The 3,223-nt window shown below is 41.2% G+C and carries 3 protein-coding genes; all 3 read right to left on the bottom strand.

Annotated features, from left to right (window positions below; genetic code table 11):
* Positions 1-436: 436 nt before the first annotated feature.
* Positions 437-919, bottom strand: a complete 483-nt coding sequence (locus tag LC574_RS32930; RefSeq protein WP_229457790.1) for an ABA4-like family protein — start codon at positions 917-919, stop codon at positions 437-439.
* A gap of 469 nt (positions 920-1,388) precedes the next feature.
* On the bottom strand, positions 1,389-2,429 hold the full coding sequence (gene cobW / locus LC574_RS32925) for a cobalamin biosynthesis protein CobW (protein WP_229457789.1): 1,041 nt from the start codon (positions 2,427-2,429) through the stop codon (positions 1,389-1,391).
* 225 nt (positions 2,430-2,654) lie between these two features.
* On the bottom strand, positions 2,655-3,223 hold a 569-nt coding region (locus LC574_RS32920; protein WP_229457788.1), incomplete at its 5' end, for a heme oxygenase (biliverdin-producing).

Raw genomic sequence — 3,223 nt, 5'->3', positions numbered from 1 at the left:
CTAATAGCGGAAGTCATCTGAAGATGACTAAATATAGCAAAAAATCTTTAGTCTACTTCAGTAGACTTTAGCTAAAAGCCAAAGAACTTTAGTTCAAGGCGGGTGAGTCAGCCAACAGTTAAACTATTTATAGCTTAAGTTGACACCAATGAGCATTGCGCTTTACCCCTACGATAGATGTGGTTCAAATACATGAAAACTGCTGTAAATGCTGATTAGCTTAAAAGCAAACTGATTTCCTAATTATCAATCTACAGATCCCCGGCTTCTTTAAGAAGCCGGGGATCTGGCTTTTCACAAAGAATTTATGATTGCTATATATAACTCAATACCGTTCAGTTAAGCCCAAAAACCTTGGTAGAGACGCGAAATTTCGCGTCTCTACAGGTCTAAAATCAGTACCAAAAATCCTTAACTGAACTGTATTGATATATAACTATGTTCCAGATGATGATGCAGCTTTTTCTCCTACCGTCACCGTTTCATTCTGCTGAGATTTAGGGAAAAATGTTTTAACAATCCAGTCAGTCAAGATGTGAGACAGTAATCCCATAGGCCCAGCAAACAAACACAGTGCAAGGGAGTGAATTGTCCAAATACCTGTTTTTTGTCCTTCCCAATAAATCCAGCGGCCGACGAATAAATCCATCACTAAAAAATGAATCCAACCCGTTGCAGCAGCTGTTTCATCTGCAAAAAATCGAGCAATATCGGCTAATTGGGGATTCGATAATGCTTGGGCATTTTCTGGCGTAATGCTGTTGATAAATAAATACAAATACGCTCCAGCTAACAGCACAAAGGGCAAATATGATGACATAATCTGCCGTGTAACTTTCCAATTTGGCAATAAAATCATCAACGCCCAAAAAGGCAAGACGAAAAGATTGGCGACGTTAAATAGTTGAGAAATAGTCATAGTTTTATAAAATGAAGAGTGAGGGCTTAAGTTAGGAGACGCGATTAATCGCGTCTGTACAGGAGTTAAGAGTTATGAATTAAAAGTGACAAATTAGAAACTTTTAGTTATTAGTATCGTTTTTATTTTGAATAAACTAACTAATACACAATAGCGAAATAAATTTACCATTCTAAGTTGCTCCAAGCCGCATAATAATCGATAGCAAGGGGCAAAATCCTCTTGTTAAAGGTCAGGGCTATTTCGTTCTAGACATAAACCGCCCAGAACTAAAGTTCTGGGCTAATAGCCCAAGTCCACTCAAGTGGACTGAAAGCCTTTATTAGTCGTCTTTAGACGACTTTTGCTATTAGCCTCAGAATTTATTCTGAGGCGGACTAGATGAGAATGAAATAGCCCTGGTTAAAGGTAGGCAAACTTCCCCCACAATGTACTATTTATTCCTAACTCCTAACTCCTAACTCTCAACTTATAAAGCTACAAGTTGTGATTCGATTTCTGAAGACTTCAAATCACGTCCGATGAAAACTAAGCGGGTTTGCCGTGCCTCTTCGGGTTTCCAGGGGCGATCGTAAAATTTATCAAATCGGGTTCCCACGCCTTGCATCACTAAGCGCATGGATTTATTTGGCACTGCCACAAAGCCTTTAATCCGGTAAATTTCTTGTTGTTGTGCTAATTTCTCTAACTGCTGTTGCAGCTTTTCTGGGTCAAAGGTACGATCCAAAATTAAATTAGTTGAGGTAATTTCTTCGTCGTGATTGTGATCTTCTTCGGTATCGTGATGACTGGGACGAGAATCTAAATTGTCTTCCACTGCGGCTTGGAATCCTAATAATATAGATGCGTCTAGTTGAGAACGTAGGCTCTCGACAATCTTCACCACTCTGGGCAATTCTTGCTTAATCAATTCCTCAACTCTGGCTTTTGTCTCGGCATCCACCAAGTCAATTTTATTTAACACCACTAAGTCTGCACAAGCAAGTTGGTCTTCAAACAGTTCTTGTAAAGGTGTTTCGTGTTCTAGACTATCATCTGCTTGGCGCTGGGCTGCGATCGCCTCTGGATCGCTAGCAAATGTCCCCGCCGCTACCGCCGCACAATCTACCACGGTAATTACAGCATCCACAGTGGCGGCGTTGCGAATTTCTTGCCAGCGAAAAGCCTTCACCAGTGGTTTTGGCAAGGCTAAACCAGAGGTTTCAATCAAAATGCAGTCGATGCTATCCCGCCGCTTGATTAACTCTTGCATCGTCGGGTAAAACTCTTCCTGTACGGTGCAGCATAAGCAGCCGTTAGTTAATTCAAAGATATTAGTGTCGCCCTCACCATCTTCCGGGCAAACTTGACAGGATTTTAACAATTCGCCATCAATACCGAGTTCGCCAAATTCATTGACTAAAACGGCAATGCGGTGTCCTTGATTGTTTTGTAGCAGGTGGCGAATTAGGCTGGTTTTTCCACTACCTAAGAAGCCTGTAATTACTGTGACAGGAATTTTTGTTGCCATTATTTAATTAATTGTGCATCGGTAATCAAACAAAAACCTAATGATGTTCTAGCTTATGTGAGATTAGCAAAGCTATTATCTTATCAGAATAAAACAGAAGCGGTGTTGACATTTTATGATCACTAACAAACAGCAGTAGGGGCAACATCCCTGCGATCGCCTGATTTTATTCAGGTGAACCCAGAGAGGTTGCCCCTAGATTTACAAAATTTTACTTAATAAAGTTTACTCAACAGTGACAAGTTCAGTACTACCGCGTGTCCGACGCCGTGTGAGGCTATTGTAAAGCATTACCCCGATCGCCTTGATCAAATTGCCTTCCAATTCTTGGAACATCATCATGTTTACGCCAAAGGCGGCATTCGCTTCATCAACGATGCGATCGGTTGTAGCATCGTCGAGGGGTAATTCATCCAAAACTTGACGATATTTGGCTTTGAATGCCTTCTCGTTAGGAATCTCTGGAAACTCATAAAAGGCTGTTCCTTGTCCATCAGACAAATTCATCGCCGTTACAGCAATATTTTTGAGAATTTGTCCCCCGGATAAGTCACCCAAGTAACGAGTATATGAATGAGCGATTAACAGTTCCGGTTCTGTGGCAGATATTTCTCGGATGCGCTGTACATAAGCTTCACCTGCGGGAGATAGCTTGATTTGCTCTCTCCAGTTAGCACCAAAGTAATAACTCAGGTCTTGCTCTAAGGTATACTTGCGGTTTAGCTGGGGAAAGTTAATTTTAGAAAGAATTGGGTGCTGGCGATGCTTTTCCATTTCCTCTTCCATCGCTGAGT

It is taken from the genome of Nostoc sp. CHAB 5715 (genome assembly GCF_020829685.1).
Classification (GTDB): Bacteria; Cyanobacteriota; Cyanobacteriia; order Cyanobacteriales; family Nostocaceae; genus Nostoc.
The sequence above is the reverse complement of the archived record's forward strand: the minus strand, read 5'-3'. Positions and strand labels throughout refer to the sequence as shown.